The organism is Stenotrophomonas sp. CCNWLW162, from assembly GCF_037203745.1.
Lineage (GTDB): Bacteria > Pseudomonadota > Gammaproteobacteria > Xanthomonadales > Xanthomonadaceae > Stenotrophomonas > Stenotrophomonas maltophilia_AQ.
This window is the reverse complement of record NZ_JBBCBL010000002.1, coordinates 807,322-830,943: the sequence shown is the minus strand read 5'-3', so window position 1 is coordinate 830,943 and position 23,622 is coordinate 807,322. Positions and strand designations below refer to the sequence as shown.

The window sequence follows — 23,622 nt, the reverse complement described above, 5'->3', positions numbered from 1 at the left end:
GGCATCACCTTGCCACTTGGGAGAGAGGGCAACATGAGCCACCGTACGTTGAAAGCCGTGCGCAAACCTTTGGCGGCCTGCCTGTTGGTCGCCCTGGTCGCACCGGGCATGGCGTTCGCAGAGACCGCCAAAGAGAAAGCGCTGGAAGCACGCGTTGCCGAACTGGAACGCCAGGTCCAGGCGCTGCTGTCTTCGCAACAGCAACAGCAGACCCAGATCAGCCAGACCCAGCAGGCCGTAACCGAAGTCCGCACCGTGCAGGCCGAGCAGAAGCCGGTCGCCTCGGTGCCGACCGGCAAGCAGCCGATCCAGGTCACCACCATCACCCCAGGCGCCGCGCCGGGCACCACGGTCAAGATCGGCGGCTTCATCAAGGCCGACTTCCTCGCCACCCAGACCAGCGATGGCCAGCTGGCCGACGACGCCACCGGCCGCTCGCTGTATCTGCCGGGCCAGACGCCGGTGGAAGGCGCCGGCGGCAGCGGCAAGCGTTCGGGCACTGACTTCAACGCCCATGCCAAGTTCTCGCGCTTCAACCTGGGCATCGACAACGTGAGCGAATCGGGCAACAAGGCCGGTGCGTTCTTCGAGATGGACTTCTTCGGCAATTCGCTGGGCAACCAGACCGCGACCAATACCTACGGTGTGACCCTGCGCCACGCCTACATGTACTGGAACAACTGGATGGCGGGCCAGACCTGGTCCAACTTCATGGACGCGGCCGCACTGCCGGAAGCGGTCGACTTCGTCGGCCCCACCGACGGCGTGATCTTCGTGCGTCAGGCGCAGGTGCGCTACACCCAGGGCGGCTTCAGCGTCGCGCTGGAAAACCCGGAAACCACCACCCTCACCGGTACCCGCAACCCGGTTACCGGTGCGTGGACCAATGCCAGCGCCAACTCCGATCGTGGCAGCCTGCCTGATCTGACGATGCGTTACGGCTGGAAGGGCAACTGGGGCACCTTCGGCGTCGGCGGCATCGTCCGTCAGCTGAAGGTCGACAACCAGGCCACCGGCGCCAAGGCCGACAAGGTGGCCGGCGGCCTGACCCTGGGCGGCAAGTGGGTGATGGGTGACAGCGATTCGCTGCACTACCAGCTGACCGGCGGCGAAGGCATCGCCCGCTACATCGGCCTGGGCATCACCGCCGACAGTGCCTACGACGTGGCCCGCGACGAGCTCAACCCGACCGGCGTGCTTGCCGGCTACGTGGGCTGGCGGCACGCGTTCTCGCCGAAGCTGCGCACCAACCTGATCTACGCGCGCAGCGACTACGACAACGACAGCATCCTCGGCCCGCTGGTGACCAAGAGCGTGCAGAGCATCCGCGGCAACATCTTCTACTCGCCGCTGCCCAAGGTCGATATCGGTGCAGAGCTGATGTATGGCCGTCGCGAAGTGGAGAACGGCAACAAGGGTGACATCACCCGGTTGCAGTTCACCACGAAGTACAGCTTCTAAGAGCGTGCCGGCCAACGGCCGGCACCTACCGAATTGCGTGTCGACCAACGGTCGGCATCTACAGAGGGAAAGCGTCCCATGTCCAGCACACCCAGCACCGCACACAAAGCGGGCACCCTGACCCAGGGCCACAAGAAGGTCATTTTCGCGTCGAGCCTCGGCACGGTGTTCGAGTGGTATGACTTCTTCCTGTACGGCTCGCTTGCGGCGATCATCGCCAAGCAGTTCTTCAGTGGTGTCAATGAAACCACGGGCATGATCTTTGCCCTGCTGGCCTTCGCGGCCGGCTTCTTCGTGCGCCCGTTCGGCGCGGCCTTCTTCGGCAGCCTCGGCGATCGCATCGGCCGCAAGTACACCTTCCTGGTCACCATCCTGATCATGGGCATCTCGACCTTCCTGGTCGGTGTGCTGCCCAACTACGCTTCGATCGGTTTCGCCGCACCGGTGATCCTGATCATCCTGCGCCTGGCCCAGGGCCTGGCGATGGGCGGCGAGTACGGCGGTGCCGCCACCTACGTGGCCGAGCATGCGCCGGACGACAAGCGTGGCCTGTACACCAGCTTCATCCAGTGCACGGCCACGCTCGGTCTGTTCATGTCGCTGCTGATCATCCTGGCCTGCCGCTACTTCCTCGGCAACGAAGCCTTCGAAGCCTGGGGCTGGCGCATTCCGTTCCTGGTCTCGATCGTGCTGCTGGGCGTGTCGGTGTGGATCCGCCTGCAGCTGAGCGAGTCGCCGCTGTTCCAGCAGATGAAGTCGGAGGGCAAGGGTTCCAAGACGCCGTTCCGTGACAGCCTGAAGGGCGGCAACCTGAAGCTGATGCTGCTGGTTCTGCTGGGTGCTGCGGCCGGTCAGGCGGTGGTGTGGTACGGCGGTCAGTTCTACGCGCTGTTCTTCCTCAGCAGCATGCTGAAGGTCGACGCCACCACTTCCTACCTGCTGATCGCCGCCGCGCTGGCGCTGGGCGTGCCGTTCTTCATCTTCTTCGGCTGGCTGTCCGACCGTATCGGCCGCAAGAAGATCATCCTGGCCGGCTGCCTGCTGGCCGCCGTCACCTACATCCCGATCTTCAAGGGCCTGACCCACTTCGCCAACCCGGCCATCGAAGAAGCCCGCACCAATTCGCCGGCGCTGGTGGTTGCCGATCCGAACACCTGTTCGTTCCAGTTCGATCCGGTCGGCCTGCGCAAGTTCACCAGCTCCTGCGACGTGGCCACCGCCGCGCTGACCAAGGCCGGTGTGCCGTACGACGTGCAGCCCGCCGCCGCTGGTTCGCTGGCGATGGTGAACGTGGGCAGCGCCAGCGTGACCTCGTACGAAGCCGCCGGCCTGACCAAGGAAGACGGCAAAGCCAAGGCCGATGCGTTCGGTGCGGAGCTGAAGACCGCCCTGGCCACTGCTGGTTACCCGGCCAAGGCCGACGGCGCACGCATCAACATCGCCGGCACCATCTTCATGCTGTGGCTGCTGGTGCTGTACGTGACCATGGTCTACGGCCCGATCGCCGCCTACCTGGTCGAACTGTTCCCGACCCGCATCCGCTACACCTCGATGTCGCTGCCGTACCACATCGGCAACGGCTGGTTCGGTGGCTTCCTGCCGGCGATCTCGTTCGCGCTGGTGGCCGGCACCGGCAACCTGTACTACGGCCTGTGGTACCCCATCATCATCGCGCTGATGTCGGTGGTGATCGGCGGCCTGTTCCTGCGCGAAACCAAGGACGTGGATATCACCAAATAACCGGTGTGCCGACCAACGGTCGGCACCCACCGGGTTTCAGGGGCCGCGGTGCAGACCGCGGCCTTTTTGTTTCCCTGTTTTTGGGGTCAGATCCTTTTCGCTTGCGAAAGGGATCTGACCCCATCGAGACGTGTCGCACCCGTATAGTCGGCCCATGACCACCACCGTCCCAGCCGACCTTCCCGCCATCCTGCACACCCTGCGCAGCGCCTGGCAGTCGCAGCGGCCCACGCTCGATCAGCGCGAAGCTGACCTGCGCCGCCTGCGCGATGCGTTGAAGCCGCGTCTGGACGAAATGGCCCAGGCCATCGCCGAGGACTTCGGCCATCGCGCCCACGTCGAATCCAAGCTGGCCGATGGCATGAGCGTGCTGTCGGCCATCGACCACCTGCGCCGTCACCTGCGGCGCTGGTCGAAGTCGCAGCGGGTGGGCGCCGGTTGGCGGCTGTGGCCGGCGCGCGCGCAGCTGCGGCCGACGCCGCTGGGCGTGGTCGGGGTGATCTCGCCCTGGAACTACCCGGTCACGTTGGCACTGGTACCGCTGGCCACCGCGATTGCCGCCGGCAACCACGTGCTGCTCAAACCCTCCGAACACACGCCGCGCACCAGTGCATTCCTGGCCGATCTGCTGGCCAGCGTGTTCCCGCCCAATCGGGTGGCGGTGGTGCAGGGTGGGGCGGACGTGGCCGCGGCGGTGTCATCGCTGCCGCTGGACCATCTGCTGTTCACCGGCTCCACCGCGGTGGGCCGCAAGGTAATGGCGGCCGCCGCCGAGCATCTGGTGCCGGTCACGCTGGAACTGGGCGGCAAGTCGCCGGCCATCGTCTGCCGCGATTTCCCACTGGACAAAGCCGCAGCGCGGCTGGCCACCGGCAAGTGGTTCAACGCTGGCCAGACCTGCATCGCGCCTGATTACGTGCTGATCGATACCGCGCGCCAGCGCGAGTTCGTGCAGACGCTGCAGCAGCAGGTGCGCGAACGCTACGGCGATTTCAGCGATGCCGACGATTACACGCGCATCATCAATGAGGCCCAGTACCGGCGCCTGCAGGGCTATCTGGCGCAGGCGCGCGAACGCGGCGTGCCGGTGATTCCTTTGGCTCAGGTGGACGATGCGCGCGCCGACCGCGAGCGTCTGCTGGTGCCCACCGTGGTGCTGGACCCGCCGGACGACCTGGACCTGATGCGCGAGGAGATCTTCGGGCCGATCCTCCCGGTGCGGGCGTACCCGGATCTGGATGCTGCGCTGGCCGACGTGCTGTCCCGCGACCGGCCGCTGGCGCTGTATCCCTTCAGCCACGACAGGGCGACGGTGGAGCGCATCCTCGGCCAGGTGGTGGCCGGCGGGGTGACAGTCAATGACACCCTGCTGCACTTCGCGGCCGATGGCCTGCCGTTTGGCGGGGTAGGGGCCAGCGGCATGGGCGCGTACCACGGCAGGGCCGGGTTCGATGCGATGAGCAAGCGGCTGCCGGTGCTGTGGCAGTCGCGCTGGGCGGCCAGTGACCGGCTGCGGCCGCCGTATTCGAAGATTGCGGGGTTGTTGAAACTGCTGCTGCGATGAATCCAGGCAGGGCGTGCATCCAGTGGTAGTGCCGGCCGCTGGCCGGCAGGTGCAGGGTCTTGCCGGAAGGGTTATCGGGTTGCCGGCCAGCGGCCGGCACTACCGGTAGGGGCCAACCCGCGCGGCCGGTTCCGGTAGGTGCCAACCTTGGTTGGCACGCGTGAACCCCAAGCGCCGACCAAGGTCGGCCTCTACCAAGGCAACAGCGGGAAGCATGGTGCCGACCAAGGTCGGCCTCTACCAAAGCCCACCCGGGTAGAATGCCCGCATGAAGATCGCCTCGTGGAACGTCAATTCGCTCAACGTCCGCCTGCCGCACCTGGAGCAGTGGCTCAAGGACTTCGGCCCGGACATCGTCGGTATCCAGGAAACCAAGCTGGAGGACCACAAGTTCCCCGATTCGGCGCTGATCGCCGCGGGCTACCGCAGCGTGTTCGCCGGGCAGAAGACCTACAACGGCGTCGCGCTGGTGTCGCGTGAGCCGGCGCAGGACGTGCAGATCGGCATTCCCGGCTTCGAGGACGAGCAGAAGCGGGTCATCGCCGGTACCTTCGGCGACCTGCGGGTGATCAACCTGTACGTGGTCAACGGCCAGGACATCGGCACCGACAAGTACGACTACAAGCTGCGCTGGCTGGAAGCGGTGCATGCGTGGATCGCCGAAGAACTGCAGCGGCACCCGAAACTGATCGTGATGGGCGACTTCAACATCGCCCCGGATGCGCGCGATGTGCACGACCCGGAGGTGTGGAACGAAAACCACATCCTCACCTCCACCGCCGAGCGCGGTGCATTGAACAAGCTGCTGCAGCTGGGCCTGCACGATGGCTTCCGCCTGCACAACGACGAGGCCGGTGTGTTCAGCTGGTGGGATTACCGTGCCGCCGGTTTCCGCCGCGACCTGGGCCTGCGCATCGACCTGACCCTGGTCTCCGACGCGCTGAAGGGCAGTGCGGTGGCTTCGGGCATCGACCGCGAGCCGCGTACCTGGGAACGCCCCAGCGATCATGCGCCAGCGTGGGTGCAGATCGGTTGAACGAACGGGGCCCGACAAATGCCGGGCCCGTTGTGGTGCGTCTGCCGGCCAGCGGCCGGCACGACCGCCGCGTCAGCGTATGCTCTTGCGGGTGAACAGGTTGACGATCGCCAGCAGGATCACCGCACCGATCAGCGAGAACAGGAAGGTGCGGATGGTGATCGCTTCGTTGATGCCGCCGCCGAACAGCCAGCCGGAAATCAGCGCGCCGACGATGCCGACCACGATGTTGAGGATGATGCCCTGCTGGGCATCGCGCTTCATGATGATGCTGGCCAGCCAGCCTACGATGCCGCCGACGATCAGCCAAACGATGATGCCCATGATCGAACCTCCGGTGGGGAACTGTGACCAGTTGACGCGCATGGCTGTGAACCCGTCGTGCAATTGCGTGATGGGCGCGTGCGGATGAGCCTGCCAGCCACCCTTGACGGCCCGTGGCGCTTCGGCCCGGTAACGGTCTGGCGGCGCCCGCACGTGCCGGGCCACCGCGGCGAACCGCAGGCGCGACAGGTACTGGCGCAGGCGCTGGGCACCGACCCGGAGACGCTGCCACTGGTTCGCGATGACAAGGGCCGGCCGGAGCTGAGCGGCGCGCTGGCCCACTACGGCACTGGCTGGAGCCACAGTGGCGAGGTGCTGCTGGTGGCACTGGGCGAGGGCGTGCGGTTGGGCGTCGACCTGGAGCTGCTGCGGCCGCGGGCCCGCCTGCTGGAGATCGTGCAGCGCTTCTTCCACCCCGAGGAAGTGGCCTGGCTGGAAAGCCTGGACGAGGCCGGGCGCGAGCACTGGTTCTTCCGCGTGTGGTGCGCCAAGGAAGCCATGCTGAAGGCACACGGGCAGGGCATCTCGTTCGGCCTGCACCGCCTGCAGCTGGCCCCGGGGGCCGATGGCGCCCTGCACCTGCGCTGGTGCGACCCGGAACTGGGCGTGGCCGCGCGCTGGCATCTGCACGAATGGCAGGCCACCGGGCAATTCCGCGCTGCTCTGGCCTGGTATCCGCACTGAAGCGGGGAATCAGCGCGCAAAACCGGCGATAATGTCGGCATGAGCGAACACCCACTTCCCGCCAGCGTGGCTGCCACGCTGGAACAGGGCCTGGCCAGCATGGGCCTGGACGCCGCGCTGGCGCCGCCGCTGCTGCGATACCTGGCCCTGCTGCACCGCTGGAACGGCACCTACAACCTCACCGCCATCCGCGACCCGCAGGAGATGGTCACCCGCCACCTGCTCGACTCGCTGGCGATGCAGCCGTTCGTGGCTGATGGCAGCCTGGCCGACCTCGGTACCGGTCCCGGCTTGCCCGGCATCCCGCTGGCGATCGCCTGCCCGGGCCTGCAGGTCACCCTGGTGGAGAGCAACGGCAAGAAGGCGCGCTTCATGCGCGAGGCCGTGCGCCAGCTCGGTCTGGGCAATGCCCGCGTGGCCGAATCGCGCGCCGAGGCGCTGGACGAAGCTGGCCACTACGACCAGCTGACCGCGCGCGCGATGGACACCCTGGCCGGCATCGTCCGCGTTGGTGGCCACCTGCTGCGCCCCGGTGGCGTGCTGCTGGCCATGAAGGGCGTCTACCCGCATGAGGAGATCGCGGACCTGCCGGCTGGCTGGCAGGTGCGTGAGGTGACCCCGTTGAGCGTGCCCGGCCTGGCCGGCGAACGCCACCTGGTCACCGTTACAGGTCCCTGATTCCCGTCGCCAGCCCCTTGTGGAACAACGGGTTGGCGATTCACGATTTCCGCAAGGGGCCGGTTGTACGCATAATGACCGGTCCCAGCACACGTCGACGAGGCACACCCGCATGGCCCGCATCATCGCCATCGCCAACCAGAAGGGTGGCGTCGGCAAGACCACGACCGCCGTCAACCTGGCCGCTTCCCTGGCCAACGCACCCAAGCGCGTGCTATTGGTCGACCTGGATTCGCAGGGCAACGCGACCATGGGCAGTGGCGTGGACAAGCGCGAGCTGGTCTCCTCCACCTACGACCTGCTGCTGGGCGAGTCCAGCGCCGCCGACGTGCGCGTGCAGACCGCCGAAGGCTACGACCTGCTGCCGGGCAACATCGACCTGACCGCGGCCGAGATCCAGCTGATGGCGCAGAGCGAGCGCGAGCAGCGCCTGAAGCGTGCGCTGGCGCCGATCCGCGACGAGTACGACTACATCCTGATCGACTGCCCGCCGGCGCTGTCGCTGCTGACGCTCAACGCGCTGGCCGCCGCCGACTCGGTGATCGTGCCGATGCAGTGCGAGTACTACGCACTGGAAGGCCTGAGCGCGCTGGTGGAAACCATCGAGGCGCTGCGTGCCAACCTCAACCCGGCGCTGGAGATCGAAGGCGTGCTGCGCACCATGTTCGATGTGCGCAACAACCTGGCCAACGCGGTCTCGGCCGAGCTGACCGAGCACTTCGGCGACCGCGTGTTCCGCACCATCGTGCCGCGCAACGTGCGCCTGGCCGAGGCGCCCAGCCATGGCCAGAGCATCGTCGGCTACGACCGCGCCTCGCGCGGTGGCGTCGCCTACCTGGGCCTGGCCGGCGAGATCATCCGCCGCAACAACGAACGCAACAAGGCCGGCAAGGCCGTGGAGATCGTCTGATGACCAGCAGCAAGCCGGCAGCCAAGAAGCGAGGCCTCGGCCGTGGCCTGGATGCCCTGCTGGGTCCCAAGGGTGCGGTCAGCCAGGTGCAGGCCAGCACCGCGGTGATCGAACCGTTGCCGGGTGAAGTGCTGCGCAAGCTGGCCGTGGGCCAGTTGCAGCCGGGCAAGTACCAGCCGCGCCGCGAGATGGACGAGGGCAAGCTGTCCGAGCTGGCCGACTCGATCAAGTCGCAGGGCGTGATCCAGCCGATCCTGGTGCGCCAGCTGCCGGCAGGCAACTACGAAATCGTCGCCGGTGAACGCCGCTGGCGTGCATCGCAGCTGGCCGGCCTGGACGAAGTGCCGGTGGTGGTGCGCGAGCTGGAAGACCGCACCGTCATCGCGATGGCGCTGATCGAGAACATCCAGCGCGAAGACCTCAACCCGCTGGAAGAAGCCGAGGCGCTGCAGCGCCTGATCAGCGAATTCACCCTGACCCATGCCGAGGCCGCCGAGGCCGTCGGCCGCTCGCGCGCGGCGGTGTCCAACCTGCTGCGCCTGCTGGAGCTGCCGGTGGCGATCCGCCTGCTGCTGGAAACCCGCCGCCTGGAAATGGGCCACGCCCGTGCACTGCTGACCCTGGCCCCCGAACTGGCCGGCAAGCTGGCGCAGGAAGCGGCCGATGAAGGCTGGTCGGTGCGTGAGGTCGAGCGCCGTGCGCAGGCCTTCGCCGCCGGCAAGGTGCCGAGCAACCGTCCGGTGGCCACGCCGAAGGTGCAGCAGGCCGATATCGCTTCGCTGGAAACCGAGCTGTCCGAATCGCTGGGTGCCAAGGTGGCGATCAGCCACGGCCGCGGTGGCAAGGGCAAGCTGATCATCCATTACACCGACCTGGATACCCTGGACGGCGTGCTGGAAAAGCTGCGCGCCCGCCAGGCCTGAGTCCGGCGTCGCGACGGGGGGGCGCGGCCTGTTCCTGCCGCGTCCTGCAATTGACAGGGAACGCACCGCCGCGCGCGCCGTGGGATGCACTGCTCTCCGGCCCGTGGTCTCATCCAGGGAGCAGGACATGAGCAACGCCTTCGACGACGTCAGCCCGGGCGGCAGCCCGATCATGGTGCACAGCCGCGAGAAGGACTTCACTCCGCCGCAGGGCGAAGAGCACATCGAGGCGATCGGCGCGCACATCGAGCGCCATCTCGGCCCGGTGTCCGGTGTCTTCCACGAAATCATCTCCGACCTGGTGCACATCGACGTGCACGTGGTGCCGGCCACTGAGCAGTTTCCGTATCTGCGGCTGGTGACCTCGGGCATGAGCGACCTGCCGATGACCGTGCCCGACGAGGTGGACGCGGACGTGCCGCGCTACATGGAACTGATGGTGACCCTGCCGGCCGACTGGCCGATCTCGCAGGACGCCTTCGAGGATGAGCGCAACTACTGGCCGGTGCGCCTGTTGAAGGGACTGGCACGGCTGCCGCACGAGTACGACACCTGGCTGGGTTTCGGCCACACCATTCCCAATGGCCATCCCAGCGAGCCCTACGCACCGGGCGTGGGTTTCGATGGCGCCATCGTGCTGCCGCCGGTAACCCCCCCGGAAGACTTCGCCGAGCTGGCGCTGGAGGACGGCAAGGTCATCAGTTTCATGACCATCATCCCGCTGTATCCGGAAGAAATGGACCTGAAGCTGAAGAAGGGCGCCGAAGCGCTGCTTGACCGCTTCGATGCGAAGAACATCCAGGACGTGATCGAGCCCGGGCGCGTCAACGTGGCCAGGAAGCGTTTCGGTTTGTTCTGAGACCGGTAACATCAGGGGTCTGAATTTCTGCTTCCGGGCTCCTGCCATGACCATCCTGCTTACCGGCGCTGCCGGCTTCATCGGTGCCTACACCGCCCGCGCGCTGCTGGAGGCGGGTCGGCCCGTGGTCGGCCTGGACAACTTCAACGACTACTACGACCCGCAGATCAAGCGCGACCGCGTGGCCGCACTGTGCCCGACGCTGGACCTGCGCACCCTCGACCTGACCGACCAGCAGGGCCTGGCCGCGCTGTTCGACGAGGTGAAGCCGACGGCGGTGATCCATCTGGCTGCACAGGCGGGCGTGCGCTATTCGCTGGAAAACCCGCAGGCCTACGTCGACAGCAACCTGGTCGGCTTCGTCAACATCCTCGAGCTGTGCCGCCATCGTGGCGTGCAGCACCTGGTGTATGCGTCGAGCAGCTCGGTCTACGGTGATTCGGCCACGCCGCCGTTTTCCGAAGACCAGCGCGTGGACCAGCCGCGCTCGCTGTACGCGGCGACCAAGGCGGCCAACGAGCTGATGGCCTACACCTACGCCCAGCTTTACGGTCTGCATGCCACCGGCCTGCGCTTCTTCACCGTGTACGGGCCGTGGGGCCGGCCGGACATGGCACCGCTGCTGTTCTCGCGCGCGGTGTTGGCCGGACGGCCGATCGATGTGTTCAACGAAGGCCGCATGCAGCGCGATTTCACACATGTCTCCGACATCGTGGCCGGTATCCTCGGCGCGCTCGCGCATCCGGCCGATGGTCCGGTGCCGCACCGGGTGTTCAACCTCGGCAACCATACGCCGGTCGAGCTGGAGCGCTTCATCAGCGTGATCGAACAGGCTGCCGGCCGCCCTGCGCAGAAGGTCTACAAGCCGATGCAGCCGGGCGACATGGTGCGCACGATGGCGGATACCCGGCGTGCACATGACGCATTCGGCTTCGATGCGGTGACCCCGATCGAAGCGGGGCTGCCGCCCGTCGTGCAGTGGTGCCGCGAGTATTTTGGCGACCGCGCCTGAGAGTGGATCCTCACACAACCGGATTCATCTTCGGATAACCTTGGTTTCGGAGAATGCGCGGTCTTTGTTCCCTCTTGGCCGAGTCCCCCATGAGCCAACCCGAGCTTTCCGTCGTCGTCCCGGTATTCAACGAGCGCGACAACGTCGCACCGCTGGTGGCCGAGATCACCGCTGCCCTGCGTGGCCGGTTGCCGTTCGAGATCGTCTACATCGATGACCACTCGCGCGATGACACTCTGGCGGTGCTGCAGGGCCTGAAGGCCACCACCCCGGAACTGCGGGTGCTGCACCACGTGAACCAGAGTGGGCAGAGCACGGCTGTGCGCACCGGCGTCAAGCACGCTCGTGCGCCGTGGATCGCCACCCTCGATGGCGATGGCCAGAATGATCCGGCCGACATTCCCAAGCTGCTGGCTGCCCGTGACGCCGCAGCGGCGCAGGTAAAGCTGTTCGCCGGCTGGCGCGTCAACCGCCAGGACAGCGGCAGCAAGCGCTGGGCCAGCAAGTGGGCCAACGCCATCCGCGCACGCATGCTGCGCGATGACACTCCCGATACCGGCTGCGGTATCAAGCTGTTCGAGCGCAACGCCTTCCTCGATCTGCCGTACTTCGACCACATGCATCGCTACCTGCCGGCGCTGATGCAGCGTGCCGGCTGGAAGACCACCAGCGTGCCGGTCAACCATCGCCACCGTACGGCCGGCGTGTCCAAGTACAACAACCTGGGCCGCGCGCTGGTCGGCATCCGTGACCTGCGTGGCGTGGCCTGGCTGATCACCCGCAGCAAGCGCACCGCGGTGGAAGAGCGATGATGGCACTGGCACTGCACTGGCTCGACCAGCCGCTGACCTGGCTGTACTGGACCGGCCTGCATGTGACCGGCTGGAAGCTGATCGGCTACACCGGTGCGCTGATGTTCGGCGGCCGCTGGCTGGTCCAGTTCGTTGCCTCCAAGCGCGCCGGCAAGCCGGTCATCCCGCGCCTGTTCTGGTACATGAGCGTGGTCGGCAGCCTGATGACGCTGAGCTACTTCCTGTTCTCGGCCAAGCAGGACTCGGTGGGCGTGCTGCAGAACCTGTTCCCGGCGTTCACCGCGCTGTACAGCCTGCAGCTGGACATCAAGCACCGCGGCTGGAAGCGGGACAAGGCCAGCCACTAGGTCTTCGGTAGATGCCAACCTTGGTTGGCGCTGGGATTCTACGGGTGCCAACCAAGGTTGGCAGCTACCAGAGCGGCCGTGCATCGGTAGCGCCGGGCCATGCCCGGCGGCTGTATCCGTCGGCCGCGCTGCGCGCTCGCGGGGCATGGCCCCGCGCTACCACGCGCCTTCGGCGCTGGGTCTCCCCGTCTGCCAACCAAGGTTGGCAGCTACCAGGACACGGCTCAGGCAGGACCTTCGTCCCATGCCACGGGCGATGGGCGGTGCGATGATCGGGGTCTGCCTTCCCGGGAACCTGTGCTCGTGAAAACCCGTCTTGCCGTCGCCCTGCTGCTCGCTCTGTCCGCCCCCGCCGTGGCCTTGGCCGCACCTCCCGCCACTATGGCTCCGGCCAGCGTGGCCACCGAATCGCCCGCTGACGCCGCCTTCCGCGCGTTGTACGAAAAGGAATGGAAGTGGCGCCAGCAGGGCGGCGGCGAGGCCAGTGAGGACGAGGACGCTCCGGCCAATGCCACGCGCATGCCCGACGTCGGCCCGGCCGCGCAGCAGGCGCGCCTGAAGGTGTGGGACGAGACCCTCGCCGCGCTGAGGAAGATCGACCCGAAGACCCTGTCGGCCGACAACCAGGTCAACTACGCGATCTACCGTGACCAGGTGTTCAACCTGGCCGAAGAGACGCGTCTGCGTGGCTACGAGATGCCGTTCAACGCCGACTCGTCGTTCTGGTCCAACCTGTCCTTCATGGCCCGGCGCGAGATGAAGACCGTGCAGGACTACCAGAACTACATCGCCCGCCTGAATGATGTGCCGCGCTACTTCGGCCAGCAGACCGAGAACATGCGCGCCGGCCTGAAGCGCGGTTTCAGCGTGCCGCGCGCGGTGCTCGATGGCCGCGAAGTGTCCATCGCCACCGTCGCCGAGCTGAAAGACCCGACCGAATCGCCGCTGTACGCGCCGTTCAAGAAGCTGCCCAACAGCATCCCGGCCACCGAGCAGGCCAAGCTGCAGGCGCAGGCGCGTGAAGCGATCAGTGGCAAGGTGGTGCCGGCCTTCCAGCAGCTGCGCACCTTCTTCGTCAACGAGTACGTGCCGCAGGCGCGCACCACGCTGGCCGCCGAAGCGATGCCGGGCGGCAAGGCGTACTACAAGCAGCAGATCCACGAATACACCACGCTGGACCTGTCGCCGGACGAGATCCACCGCATCGGCCTGGATGAAGTGGCACGCATCCAGAAGGAAATGAACGACATCATCAAACAGGTGAAGTTCAAGGGCAGCTTTGCCGAGTTCCTGACCTTCCTGCGTACCGACCCGCAGTTCTATGCCAAGACGCCGGAAGAACTGCTGTCGCGCGCCGCATGGATCTCCAAGCGGGCAGACGGTCAGCTGGGCAAGTACATGACCCTACCGCGCGCGCGCTTCACCATCGTGCCGGTGCCGCCGGACATCGCACCGTTCTGGACCGCCGGCCGCGGTGGCATGGGCACCTATTGGCTCAACACCTACAACCTGCCGTCGCGCCCGCTGTACAACCTGCCGGCGCTGACCCTTCATGAATCCGATCCGGGCCACGCGCTGCAAGGTGCCATCGCCGCCGAGCAGAAGAACCTGCCCGAGTTCCGCCGCAACGCCTACATCTCCGCCTACGGCGAAGGCTGGGCGCTGTACTGCGAGAAGCTGGGCGTGGAGATGGGTATCTACGAAACCCCGTACGAGGATTTCGGCCGCTTGACCTACGAAATGTGGCGCGCCACGCGTCTGGTGATCGACACCGGCGTGCACAGCAAGGGCTGGACCCGCGAGCAGGCGCTGGCCTACCTGCGCGACCACACCGCGCTGAGCGAGCATGAAGTGACCACCGAAGTGGACCGCTACATCTCCTGGCCGGGCCAGGCGCTGAGCTACAAGCTGGGTGAGATCGCCATCGTGCGCCTACGCGCGCAGGCCGAGAAGGAACTGGGCGACAAGTTCGACATCAAGGGCTTCCACGACACCCTGCTCAAGCAGGGCTCGGTGCCGCTGCCGGTGCTGGAACAGCAGATCCAGGCCTACATCGCCGAACGCAAGAAGGCCTGACCGTTCCAAGGTAGTGCCGGCCGCTGGCCGGCAACCTGCACGCACTGCAATCGTTCGACATTGCCGGCCAGCGGCCGGCACTACCGGGGATCGGAAAACGGGGTCGGATCGCAGGATCCGACCCCGTCATGTTTCACCCCACCGCCCTTGGCTTGGCCACCCGCGCAGCGAAGGTCGGCAGCACCAGCAGAGTCAGCACGGTGGCGGTGATCAACCCGCCGATCACCACCGTGGCCAGCGGCTTCTGCACCTCCGCGCCGGAACCGCTGGCAATCGCCATCGGAATGAAGCCGACGATCGCCACCAGTGCGGTGGTCAGCACCGCGCGGATGCGGCTGGACGCACCGTTGATCGCCGCCATCATCGGTAGGTCACCGGCATCCAGGCGCTCGCGGATCGCCTGCATCAGCACCAGGCCGTTCAACGTGGCCACGCCGGAGACGGCGATGAAGCCGACCGCCGCCGACACCGAGAACGGCATGCCCCGCAGCAGCAGCGCGAGAATGCCGCCGACCAGCGCCAACGGTACGCAGCTGAACACCAGCACGGCTTCCTTGCCGCTGCGCAGGGCCATGAACAGCAGGCTGCCGATCAGCAGGAACACCACCGGCACCACCGTTGCCAGCCGCTTCTCCGCGCGCTGCAGGTTCTCGAACTGGCCACCCCAGGTCAGGTAGGCACCCGGTGGCAGCGCCACGTCGGCCACTGCTGCCTGCGCCTCGCCGACGAAGCCGCCGAGGTCACGCCCACGCACGTTGGCCTGCACCACCACGCGGCGGCTACCGTTGTTGCGGCTGATCTGGTTGGGTCCTTCGCTGACTGTGATGCGCGCGACCGACGACAGCGGAATCACCAGCCCCGCGGGCGTGGCGATCGGCAGCGAGGCCAGCTGGTCTGGATCGTTGCGCGAGGCATCGTCCAGGCGCACCACCACGTTGAAACGACGATCGCCTTCGAAGATCTTGCCGGCGGCGGTACCACCGATGCCGGTGGCCAGCGCGTCACTTACATCGGCCGCGGTCAGGCCGTACTGCGCCGCCGCCACGTGGTCGATGGCCACGTTGAGCGTGGGCAGGCCGGAGATCTGTTCCACCCGCACGTCGGCCGCGCCGTTCACCGCACGCAGCTTCAGCGCCACCTGGTCGGCCACCTTCTGCAGCTGGCTGAAATCATCGCCGAAGATCATCACCGCCAGGTCGGTACGCACGCCGGAGATCAGCTCGTTGAAGCGCAGCTCGATCGGCTGGCTGAACTCGAAGCTGTTGCCCAGTTGCTGCCCGGCCAGCTTTTCGAAGCGTGCCACCAGTGCATCCTTGCCCAGCTTCGGATCCGGCCAGTCCTTGCGTGGCTTGAGCACGATCACGCTGTCGGAGATGTTGGTCGGCATCGGATCGATCGCCGCCTCGGCGGTACCGGTGCGCGAGAACACGGTCTCCACTTCCGGTTGCTTGGCAATCGCCTTTTCCAGCGCCAGTTGCATCGCCAGCGACTGCTCCAGCGACGTCGACGGTACGCGCAGGGCCTGCATCGCCACGTTGCCTTCGTCCAGCGTCGGCATGAACTCGCGGCCCAGCAGCGAGAACGAACCGATGCCCACCACCACCATCATCACCGCGCCTACCACCACCGTGCGCGGATGGTCCACGGCCTTGCGGATCACCGGTTCGATGCGCGCGCGCAGCACGCGGATCAGCTTGGTCTCGTGCTCGCCATCATCGGCATGCGCATCGCCGTCCTTCAGCTTCGGTTCCCGCACAAGCAGCGCGGCCATCGCCGGCACGAAGGTGAAGGAGAAGATGAAAGCACCGATCAGGGCCAGCATGAAAGTGGCCGCCATCGGGTGGAACGTCTTGCCCTCCACGCCTTCCAGGGTAAGGATCGGCGCGAACACCAGCAGGATGATCAGCTGGCCGAATGCGGCCGGGCGTGCCATCTTGCGCGCCGAATCGGCGGCCACGCGCAGGCGTTCCATCGCGGTCAATGCACGGCCCAGTTCGGCGCGGCGCTGGCCCAGCATCAGCAGCGTCGATTCGATCACGATCACCGCACCATCCACCAGGATGCCGAAGTCCAGCGCACCCAGGCTCATCAGGTTGCCACTGATGCCGAAGCGGTTCATGCCGATCACTGCAAACAGGAACGACAGCGGAATCACCAGCGCGGTGATCGTCGCTGCACGCAGGTTGCCCAGCAGCAGGAACAGCACCACCACCACCAGCAGCGCACCCTCGGTGAGGTTCTTGGCCACGGTCTTGATGGTGGAATTGACCAGCACGCTGCGGTCCAGCACCGGTGCTGCCACGATGTCCGCCGGCAGCGACTTGTTGACCTGTTCCAGGCGCGCCGCAGCTGCCTGCGCCACGGTGCGGCTGTTGCCGCCGGCGATCATCAGCGCGGTGCCGAGCACGGCTTCGTGGCCGTTGCGGCTGGCCGCACCCAGGCGCGGTGCGCGGCTCAGGTCAACGTCGGCCACATCGGCCACGCGCACCACCACGCCATTGCGGGTGGCCACCGGGGCCTGCGCCAGATCGTCGGTGGTCAGCGCCAGGCCATCGGCACGTACCACCAGGCCTTCGCCGGCACGCTGTACGAAACCGGCACCGGCCTGCACGTTGGAACGTTGCAGGGCAGTGACCAGGTCGGCCAGGCCGAGCCCGTGCGCGGCCAGCCTTGCACTGTCCGGATGTACGCCGTATTCCTTGACGTAGCCGCCGACTGTATCGACGCCGGCCAGACCGGGGCTGGAGCGCATCTGCGGCGCGATGATCCAGTCCTGCACGGTGCGCAGGTAGGTCGCACGTTCTTCCGGCGTGCGCAGCAGGTTGCCTTCGGGCGTGCGGTAGACCTCACCGGCCTGCCAGCCGGCTTCACCTGGCTTGGCCAGCTTGGCCGGATCGAACGCGGTGAAGTCCACCGTCCACATCAGCACTTCGCCGAGGCCTGTGGTGACCGGCGACAGCATCGGCGACGCACCGTCGGGCAGGTCTTCCGATGCTTCGCGCATGCGTTCGGCCACCTGCTGGCGGGCGAAGTAGATGTCGGTGGCATCGGTGAAGATCGCGGTGACCTGCGAGAAGCCATTGCGCGACAGCGAACGGGTGGTGGTCAGGCCGGGAATGCCGGCCAGCGCGGTCTCCAGCGGGTAGGTCACCTGCCGCTCGATCTGCTCCGGCGTCAGCGCCGGTGCCACCGTGTTGATCTGCACCTGGCGGTTGGTGATGTCCGGCACCGCGTCGATCGGCAGCTTGCCCAGCTGGAACAGGCCCACCGCGGCGATCAGTGCCGCCATGAACACCACCAGCCAGCGGTGCCGAACCGCTGTTTCAATGATCAGCTTGAACATGGTCGCCTCCTCAGTGGCCGTGCTCGGCTTCGCCCTTGGCCAGTTCGGCCTTGAGCAGGAAGGCGTTGCTGCCAACGATGCGCTCGCTGCCGGTCAGCCCACCGAGGATCTCGATGCGGTCACCGGCACGGCGTCCGGCCAGGACCGGCTGCGCCTTGAAGCCGCCTTCGACGGCGATGAACACCGCACTGCTGCCATCGACGTTCTGCACCGCATCGGCCGGCACGCTGAGCGAACCATCCTGGCCTTCGGTGACCACCACGGCGGATACCGGTGAACCGGCCGGCGGCAAGGAGGCGTCCACCGGCGTGGCACGGATCACCGCGACGCCGCCCTGCTGGCGGACATCGGCGGCCGAACCGGTAACGGTGGCGGTGAAGCTGCCACCCGGCACGCTCACTTCCAGCTTCATGCCGGGCGTGACCTGCGCGGCCAGCGCTGGCGGTGCGGTGAACACCAGTTCGTTCATGCTCGGATCGGCGACGTCGGCCACGGCACTACCGGCGGCGACCACGCCGCCCGGGGTGACCTGCACGTTGCCGACGATGCCGGCCACCGGGCTGGTGATGCGCACGCGGCCACTGGCATCGGGCGCACCGTTGGCGGCGGCCTGGGCCTGCGCGGCGGCCGCCTGGGCCTGTGCCGCCAGCGAACGCGCGCGTGAGGCTTCCAGCTCCTGGCGCGCAACCACACCCTGGTCGACCAGCGCCTTGTCGCGGCCGTAGGCCAGGCGTGCGGCCTCGGCTTCGGCCGATGCGGCCAGCGCATTGGCGCGGAACACTGCCGCCTCGCCACTGACCACGATGGCCAGCGCCTGGTTCTGCTTCACCGCCGTGCCCGGTGCCACCAGCACGCGTTCGACGCGGCCGGTCACGGTCGAGGCCACCGAGGCGCGTGCGCCCACCGATGGTTCAACGCGGCCGGACAGGCGCGTGGAGCCACCGCCACCACGGCCGATGGCGACCACCTCGATACCGGACGCCTTGATCTGTTCCGGGGTCAGCTGCACCACGCCTTCATCGGCGTCGGCGGGAGCCTTGGCGGTTTCCGCCTTGGCTTCCTTGCTGTCGGCAGCATGGCCGTGGCCATCGTCGGTGCCGGCCTTGGCGGTGGTCGCATCGGCCGTTTCCGGCGTCTGCGCGTTGCCGGCGCAGCCGGCCAGGAACACGGCCAACAGGACACCGCCGATCAGCGGAAAAGTACGAGAGAGAGTCATGGGGCCTCCACAAAGGGGGCGCGTCCTTCAAGGCGCGCAAGATCGATTTCGGCGCCGACGCGCGAGAGGCGCGCGTCTACGGCGGTGCCGCGGGCGGCGATGAGGGCGCTGCGGGTGCTGCGCAGTTCCAGCTGCGAGATGCGTCCTGCGTCGAAGCCGACCCGGGCAAGCCGATAGGCCTCCTCGGCGGCGACCACGCTTTCGTCGGAGGCACGGGTGCGGCTGCCGGCCGCCTTCAATCCGGCCACGGCGGAGAGGCGCGCGGCCTCGCTGTCGCGGCGTTGCTGGTCCAGACGGGCTTCGGCCGCGCGCTGGTCGGCATTGGCGGCGCGGATGCCACCGCGGTTGCGGTCGAACAGCGGGATGCTGAGGCTGACGCCGAGGTTGTAGGCGCGCTCGCCGCCTTCGCGGAAGCGTGTCTGTGCGGCAGTGACGCTGAGGTCGGGCAGGGCGCGCTTGCGCTCAACGTCGACAAGCTTGCCTGCTGCATCGGCTTCGGCCTCGGCGATGCGCACCGCCAGCGCAGCATCGGTGGTGCCACGCGGCAGCGGCGGAGCACGGTCGAGCAGGCTGTCGTTGATCGACTGCACCGGTGCATCCAGCAGCGCGGCACCTGCCAGGCGGGCCAACGCGGCGTCGCGGAACGCCTGCGCCTCATCCAGCGCGGCGCTGGCGTTGGCCACTTCGCTCTGCGCCTGCACCGCGCGCAACTGCGGTTCGCGGCCCTGCTTGACCATCGCATTGACCGCGTTGGCGTCGTCGCGGGTGAGCGTCAGCGCTTCTTCGGCCAGGCTGTAGCGGCGCAGTGCACTTTCCGCCTGTGCATAGACCACCGCCAACTGGCTGGCCACATCGCTGCGGCTTTGGGCGCCACGCAGGTTGGCCGCCTGTGCCTCGGCGCGGGCGGCACGGACGCGCGCGCCACGCTGGCCCCATACCTCCAGGGGCTGGGACAGGGTGAGCACGGTGTCGGCCTTGCCCATGCCGCCATAGGAGCCGGTGCCCCACGCGTTCTCGGCGGAGTAGGAGAGGGAAGGATTGGGCAACGCACGGGCCTGGTCGGCACGGGCGTCGGCGGCTTCGGCCAGCGCCGCGCCGACACGGGTGCCGGGCAGCTGGTCGAGGCGTTCAAGCAGGGTGTCGTAGGAAGGGGCGGCTTGCGCCATCACCGATGCCGCCGGGGCCAGGCCCAGCAACACAGCGACGACCAGCCCGGCCGCGCGCGGCGACCGAGGTGTCAGGATCGACATAGGGGGATTCCGGTTGTGAGTGAAACGGGAGCCCGCGATTGCGGGACGCGCTCAACTCACGCCCGGGGGGGGCGCGTCAATTCATCCTGGGCGACCGCATAGGTCGCCACGTCGCCGGCATTCATCCAGCGCGCCGGCAGCGGCGTACCGAAGGCGGCGAAATCGTTCGCCGGCAGGCTCAGCGTGGAGTGGTGGCAGTGGTTATGCGTGCAGGCACCGGTGTGCTTGCTGTCGCTGTCACCGCCTGCGTCGTCCGCGAGGGATTCGACATGGGCGCTGCTGGCATGCGGTTCCACCGCACACACCAGTGCGTCGGCCACCGGCACGACCACGAATGCCGCCATCAGCAGCATCATCAGGTACGTACGCAGTTGGCGGGTGATCCGGCGCATGGAGGGGAGGCTAGCAAGCGGTTTTCGCCGGATACAATATCAATGGCTACCTCGGGAATTCGTCGGAACCTCCCGTTCAGGTGGGCCGGGCGTGGGGTCGGATCCCGTTCCTCTGGAACGGGCTCTGACCCCGGCACATTGCTGCCGGCCAGCGGCCGGCACTACCGGTCTGCAGGCAGCTTCGCGATCACCTTGATCTCGAACTGGAACCCATACAGCCAGGTCACGCCGATGCCGGTCAGGGTCGGGTGCGGCGCCTCGCCCCAATACTCAGGCACGATCGCCCAGGCCTTCTCGAAGTTGGTTTCCGGATCGACCAGGAACACGGTCACGTCGACCACGTCATCGAACGTGCAGCCGGCGGTAGCCAACACCGCGTTGAGGTTGTCGAAGGCGCGGCGCACCTGCGCTTCGAAGTCCGGCTCGGGCGAGCCGTCCTCGCGGCTACCCACTTGGCCGGAGACGAACAGGAAGCCGTTGGATCGGATCGCCGGCGAGTAGCGGTTGCGCTCGTACAGGGCCTGGCGGCCGGCGGGGAAAACGACATCACGCTGTGACATGGAGAAGATCCCGTGGGAGAGGATGCCATCCTCCGCGCCAACGCTGTCTGGATAAACGGCGATGATCGGCCTAGATTGATTGTAAATTCCAAACAATCATGGCCCACCATGGACCGCTTCGAGGCGATGCGGGCGTTTGCCCGGGTAGTGGAAACCGGCAGCTTCACCCATGCCGCGCACACCCTGCAGGTCAGCCGCACCACGGTCACCCAGCTGGTGCAGCAGCTGGAGGCGCATCTGCGGCTGCGCCTGCTCAACCGCACCACGCGCCGGGTCAGCGTCACCGCCGATGGCGCGGCCTACTACCCGCGCATCGCTCGCCTGCTGGCCGAGCTGGAAGAGGTGGAGGGCGGGCTGGGCGATGCCGCCACGCGGCCGCGTGGGCGCCTGCGCGTGGACGTGCCTGGACCCTACGCGCGGCTGCGGCTGGTGCCGGCGCTGCCGGACTTCCAGGCACGCTACCCGGAGATCCAGCTGGACATCGGCGTGAGTGACCGCGAGGTGGATGTCATCGCCGACAACGTCGATTGCGTGATTCGTGGTGGCACGCCGGCCGATCCGGCGCTGGTGGCGCGGCCGTTGGCTGTACTGCCGATCGGTTTTCATGCCAGCCCCGGCTACGTGCAGTGCTTCGGCATGCCGACCGACCCGCGCGCGCTGGAAGGCCCGGATCACCACATGGTCGGCTTCCTCAGCCCGCGCAGTGGCCGCGCCCGGGTGTTCAACGCCCAGCGTGGCGATGAGCGCATCGAGGTGCAGGGCCGCTACACGGTCGGTTTCGACGACGGCAATGCGTATCTGGCGGCTGCATTGGCAGGGCTGGGCGTGGTCGCGCTGCCCAGCTACATGGCCGATCCGCACGTGGCGCGTGGCGAGTTGATGCCGGTGTTGCAGGACTGGCAGCTGCCGCCGATGCCGATGCACGTGATGTTCCCGCCGAACCGGCACATGAGCCAGCGGATGCGGGTGTTCATCGATTGGGTGGTGGAGGTATTGGGGTGAAATCCGCTTATCTGTAGAACCGAGCCCACGCTCGGCTGCTTCTGGCTGCAACGTTCAGGGCCCGCGCTTCGCGCGTGAGCCGAGCGCGGGCTCGGCTCTTTAGGGGGCTTCCTGCGGCAGGCATGCGAAAATCATCACGGCACGCAACAGGAAACATCGCTACTCATGAGTCGCATCGTCGCACTGGATACCGAAACCACCGGCATCTCCCACCGCCTGGGGCACCGGGTCATCGAAATCGGTGCCGTCGAACTGATCGATGGCCAGCTGACCGGTCGCCAGTTCCACACCTATCTGCAGCCGCAGCGCAAGGTGGACTGGGGCGCGCAGCGCGTTCACGGCATCAGCGACGCAATGCTGGTGGGCAAGCCGCTGTTCTCCAGCAAGGCCGCCGAACTGCTGGATTTCCTGCGCGGCAGCGAGATGGTCGCGCACAACGCCACCTTCGATGTGGGCTTCCTGGACAACGAGCTGCGCCTGGCCGGTATCTCCGCCAGTCTGGCCCAGCATTGCCGCATTACCTGCAGCCTGAAGCTGGCGCGTAGTCGTTGGCCCGGCATGCCCAACAAGCTGGACGACCTGCTTGTGCGCCTGCGCATCCCAAGCAACCGGGGCCTGCATGGCGCGTTGAAGGACGCGCACCTGCTTGCCCAGGTGGTTCCGCACCTGCGCTGAGCCGGCCCGGCCCGGCTTTACAGGGGGAGCGGCCGTCGCGTCCAGCCCCAGCCTGTGGGTAACTTGCGCAAGTGCTTGAACCCGTGCATAATGCGCGGCTCGCTGTGTCCGGTTTTCTACCGGGCGGCGCCCCCGGGAGCACGTCCCCGGCCGCCCAACGCCAGCGTAACCCTTTGATTCTCTTGACGTGTGGTGGGCAACCATCGAGGCCGCCGTCTCCCGGGCTACGGGCTGACACAACTTACTATCGAGGTGCGCAATGTCCCGCGTATGCCAGGTTTCCGGCAAGCGAGTGCAGACGGGTAACAACGTCTCGCACGCCAACAACAAGACCCGTCGTCGTTTCCTGCCGAATCTGCACGAGCGCCGCTTCTGGGTTGCCAGCGAAAACCGCTGGGTGAAGCTTCGTGTTTCCGCGCATGCACTGCGCACCATCGACAAGAACGGTATCGATTCCGTTCTGGCTGAGCTGCGTGCGCGCGGCGAAAAGGTCTGAGGAGTAGACGATCATGGCAGGCAAGCGCGATAAGGTCCGTATGATTTCGACCGCTGGTACCGGTCACTTCTACACGACCGACAAGAACAAGAAGAACACCCCGGGGAAGATGGAATTCTCCAAGTACGATCCGGTTGTGCGCAAGCACGTCCCGTACAAGGAAGGCAAGATCAAGTAATCCGCAAGGATTGCTGATCGCCTCCGAAGAAACCCGCCCTTGTGGCGGGTTTTTTCATGCCCGGTGTTCATGCCCGGTGTTCCC

At 67.0% G+C, this 23,622-nt stretch carries 23 protein-coding genes; 17 read left to right on the top strand and 6 right to left on the bottom strand.

Going from position 1 to position 23,622, the window contains the following annotated elements; all coding sequences use genetic code 11:
- The first annotated feature begins 33 nt into the window (after positions 1-33).
- The 4 genes from V9K93_RS08795 to xth all read left to right on the top strand — a co-directional run bounded on the left by V9K93_RS08795 (position 34) and on the right by xth (position 5,801).
- Positions 34-1,461: a DcaP family trimeric outer membrane transporter gene (locus tag V9K93_RS08795; protein ID WP_046983432.1), complete on the top strand. Its 1,428-nt coding sequence runs from the start codon at positions 34-36 to the stop codon at positions 1,459-1,461.
- A 78-nt stretch (positions 1,462-1,539) separates the two neighbouring features.
- Positions 1,540-3,201, top strand: a complete 1,662-nt coding sequence (locus tag V9K93_RS08790; RefSeq protein ID WP_253078553.1) for an MFS transporter — start codon at positions 1,540-1,542, stop codon at positions 3,199-3,201.
- Positions 3,202-3,355: 154 nt separating this feature from the next.
- The gene (locus tag V9K93_RS08785; protein WP_337302393.1) at positions 3,356-4,765 is read left to right on the top strand and encodes a coniferyl aldehyde dehydrogenase; all 1,410 of its coding nucleotides are present in this window, start codon (positions 3,356-3,358) and stop codon (positions 4,763-4,765) included.
- Positions 4,766-5,033: 268 nt separating this feature from the next.
- Positions 5,034-5,801: an exodeoxyribonuclease III gene (xth, locus tag V9K93_RS08780; protein WP_253078555.1), complete on the top strand. Its 768-nt coding sequence runs from the start codon at positions 5,034-5,036 to the stop codon at positions 5,799-5,801.
- Positions 5,802-5,873: 72 nt separating this feature from the next.
- Here xth and V9K93_RS08775 read toward each other — a convergent pair whose 3' ends face one another.
- Positions 5,874-6,125 (bottom strand): GlsB/YeaQ/YmgE family stress response membrane protein, encoded by a 252-nt coding sequence (locus tag V9K93_RS08775; protein WP_012512507.1) that lies wholly within the window; start codon positions 6,123-6,125, stop codon positions 5,874-5,876.
- An 84-nt stretch (positions 6,126-6,209) separates the two neighbouring features.
- Here V9K93_RS08775 and V9K93_RS08770 point away from each other — a divergent pair, with 84 nt between their 5' ends.
- From V9K93_RS08770 to V9K93_RS08730, 9 genes are all read left to right on the top strand, one after another.
- On the top strand, positions 6,210-6,809 hold the full coding sequence (locus tag V9K93_RS08770) for a 4'-phosphopantetheinyl transferase family protein (RefSeq protein WP_046983440.1): 600 nt from the start codon (positions 6,210-6,212) through the stop codon (positions 6,807-6,809).
- A gap of 39 nt (positions 6,810-6,848) precedes the next feature.
- Entirely contained in the window at positions 6,849-7,487 is a 639-nt protein-coding gene (gene rsmG, locus V9K93_RS08765) for a 16S rRNA (guanine(527)-N(7))-methyltransferase RsmG (protein WP_032128471.1), read from the top strand.
- Between the two features lie 112 nt (positions 7,488-7,599).
- Entirely contained in the window at positions 7,600-8,397 is a 798-nt protein-coding gene (locus tag V9K93_RS08760; protein ID WP_046983441.1) for a ParA family protein, read from the top strand.
- The gene (locus tag V9K93_RS08755; protein WP_046983442.1) at positions 8,397-9,320 is read left to right on the top strand and encodes a ParB/RepB/Spo0J family partition protein; all 924 of its coding nucleotides are present in this window, start codon (positions 8,397-8,399) and stop codon (positions 9,318-9,320) included. Before V9K93_RS08760 ends, V9K93_RS08755 begins: the two co-directional genes overlap by 1 nt.
- Positions 9,321-9,447: 127 nt before the next feature.
- Positions 9,448-10,179 (top strand): suppressor of fused domain protein, encoded by a 732-nt coding sequence (locus V9K93_RS08750; protein WP_046983443.1) that lies wholly within the window; start codon positions 9,448-9,450, stop codon positions 10,177-10,179.
- Positions 10,180-10,225: 46 nt separating this feature from the next.
- Entirely contained in the window at positions 10,226-11,191 is a 966-nt protein-coding gene (locus V9K93_RS08745; protein WP_046983444.1) for an NAD-dependent epimerase/dehydratase family protein, read from the top strand.
- A gap of 89 nt (positions 11,192-11,280) precedes the next feature.
- On the top strand, positions 11,281-12,003 hold the full coding sequence (locus V9K93_RS08740) for a glycosyltransferase family 2 protein (RefSeq protein ID WP_046983445.1): 723 nt from the start codon (positions 11,281-11,283) through the stop codon (positions 12,001-12,003).
- Entirely contained in the window at positions 12,003-12,350 is a 348-nt protein-coding gene (locus V9K93_RS08735; RefSeq protein WP_046983511.1) for a lipid-A-disaccharide synthase N-terminal domain-containing protein, read from the top strand. Before V9K93_RS08740 ends, V9K93_RS08735 begins: the two co-directional genes overlap by 1 nt.
- Positions 12,351-12,653: 303 nt before the next feature.
- Entirely contained in the window at positions 12,654-14,426 is a 1,773-nt protein-coding gene (locus V9K93_RS08730) for a DUF885 domain-containing protein (RefSeq protein WP_337302392.1), read from the top strand.
- 133 nt (positions 14,427-14,559) lie between these two features.
- Here the strand turns inward: V9K93_RS08730 and V9K93_RS08725 are convergent, their stop codons facing one another.
- The 5 genes from V9K93_RS08725 to V9K93_RS08705 all read right to left on the bottom strand — a co-directional run bounded on the left by V9K93_RS08725 (position 14,560) and on the right by V9K93_RS08705 (position 21,187).
- Positions 14,560-17,769, bottom strand: coding sequence for an efflux RND transporter permease subunit (locus tag V9K93_RS08725; RefSeq protein ID WP_136639430.1), 3,210 nt, complete (start codon positions 17,767-17,769; stop codon positions 14,560-14,562).
- 10 nt (positions 17,770-17,779) lie between these two features.
- Positions 17,780-18,985: an efflux RND transporter periplasmic adaptor subunit gene (locus V9K93_RS08720; RefSeq protein ID WP_046983447.1), complete on the bottom strand. Its 1,206-nt coding sequence runs from the start codon at positions 18,983-18,985 to the stop codon at positions 17,780-17,782.
- Positions 18,982-20,235: a TolC family protein gene (locus V9K93_RS08715; RefSeq protein ID WP_337302391.1), complete on the bottom strand. Its 1,254-nt coding sequence runs from the start codon at positions 20,233-20,235 to the stop codon at positions 18,982-18,984. The genes V9K93_RS08720 and V9K93_RS08715 overlap by 4 nt, the downstream gene beginning before the upstream one ends.
- A 56-nt stretch (positions 20,236-20,291) precedes the next feature.
- Entirely contained in the window at positions 20,292-20,627 is a 336-nt protein-coding gene (locus V9K93_RS08710) for a hypothetical protein (RefSeq protein ID WP_006402574.1), read from the bottom strand.
- A gap of 161 nt (positions 20,628-20,788) precedes the next feature.
- Entirely contained in the window at positions 20,789-21,187 is a 399-nt protein-coding gene (locus tag V9K93_RS08705; RefSeq protein WP_046983449.1) for a RidA family protein, read from the bottom strand.
- 108 nt (positions 21,188-21,295) lie between these two features.
- On the opposite strand from V9K93_RS08705, the gene V9K93_RS08700 reads away from it, so the two are divergent.
- From V9K93_RS08700 to rpmG, 4 genes are all read left to right on the top strand, one after another.
- Entirely contained in the window at positions 21,296-22,189 is an 894-nt protein-coding gene (locus V9K93_RS08700; RefSeq protein ID WP_337302390.1) for a LysR family transcriptional regulator, read from the top strand.
- A 165-nt stretch (positions 22,190-22,354) separates the two neighbouring features.
- Positions 22,355-22,864, top strand: a complete 510-nt coding sequence (gene dnaQ, locus V9K93_RS08695) for a DNA polymerase III subunit epsilon (RefSeq protein WP_046983451.1) — start codon at positions 22,355-22,357, stop codon at positions 22,862-22,864.
- A 259-nt stretch (positions 22,865-23,123) separates the two neighbouring features.
- A complete protein-coding gene (gene rpmB, locus V9K93_RS08690; protein WP_005411638.1) occupies positions 23,124-23,360 on the top strand; it encodes a 50S ribosomal protein L28 in 237 nt (78 codons plus the stop codon).
- A 10-nt stretch (positions 23,361-23,370) separates the two neighbouring features.
- Positions 23,371-23,538: a 50S ribosomal protein L33 gene (gene rpmG / locus V9K93_RS08685; RefSeq protein ID WP_170272460.1), complete on the top strand. Its 168-nt coding sequence runs from the start codon at positions 23,371-23,373 to the stop codon at positions 23,536-23,538.
- The last annotated feature ends 84 nt before the right edge of the window (positions 23,539-23,622 follow it).